Source organism: Priestia sp. KCTC 13724 (genome assembly GCF_056820425.1).
Map to the genome: position 1 here is coordinate 1 of NZ_JBXDLD010000053.1, position 1,073 is coordinate 1,073.

The 1,073-nt window shown below is 35.9% G+C and carries 1 protein-coding gene; it reads right to left on the minus strand.

The genetic code is table 11. The features are described 5' to 3' along the window. Nucleotides 1–183 precede the first annotated feature (183 nt). Nucleotides 184–726 (minus strand): DUF4241 domain-containing protein, encoded by a 543-nt coding sequence (locus tag AC1UFB_RS07680; RefSeq protein WP_222482930.1) that lies wholly within the window; start codon nucleotides 724–726, stop codon nucleotides 184–186. Nucleotides 727–1,073: the final 347 nt, after the last annotated feature.

Below are 1,073 nucleotides of genomic sequence, written 5' to 3' on the forward strand. Positions count from 1 at the left end.
AAATTCAGTTAGCTGGCCGTTCGTCGTGCGTACCGTGAAGGTGCGCTATTTTTTATATTTCGGGCTTACATTAATGAAAGCAGAAAATAGGCCTTCCAAATACAAAAGTGCGTTCTCACAAGAGAGCGCACTTGAAGATTACCTTTATAAAGGTTAACACTTTTATATAAAAGCAGTTTGTTTTTATTCCTCTTCTTCATCAAACCAAAAATCTAATAATACTGCGGCTATTTCTTGATTATCATATTGAACGTAAGCTGGATAGTAACCATCACCTATACCAGCCATCGACACAACTCCACCAGGGACGATACCAGCTTCATATTCAGAAGATGCGACTGCATCGCAGCAAGCTACATAATACGTAAGACCTTCTTCATCCATATTAATCTCATGCACATTTTCCACTTCATATGTAATTGCGTCGTCTCTTCCATAAACAGATGCATCAAATATTCCTGCCGTGGCTGAATCTACTCCAACTTCTTTTCCGGTGTCAATCCAATTATCAGTCATTTTAAAATCAGTGTGCGTAGCTACTAATTTACTTATCGTAAAATCATCTTCATAGAAAACTGTTGCGGTCCACTCACCCCTTTTAGCAGGTTCTAATTGCCATGCAAAATCGTCGCTGTCGTCTACCGCACACTCAATTGGATAACACGGATCTGAGATGATAAGCTGAAGACCAGTCACATGAAAGCTACCTAATTTTTTACTATTCACCTTGTATTCCCCTAACTATTTATCTTGCTTCTAATAAAAATGGCACTATAAAAACATAGTACCATTTTTAAGTTATCTTTTTATGAATTATTAAAACTTATTAAATTAATGGCTTTTTACCTTTCAGCGCTTTCACTACTTCTTTTGTTGCTTCTGCAATAAGCTTGTCGTCATACGAAGCATCTTTTTCATTACGACTTTTACTGGTTTAGACGTTTGGAGATTTGAATTCACGACATCTCTCCTTACCGAAATATTATATTTTACTATTATGGCATCACTAGCGTCGCATAAATTTTAACTGAATTTTCTGTTTTCTTATTTTTCCTTTTATAAAGAAAAACGAA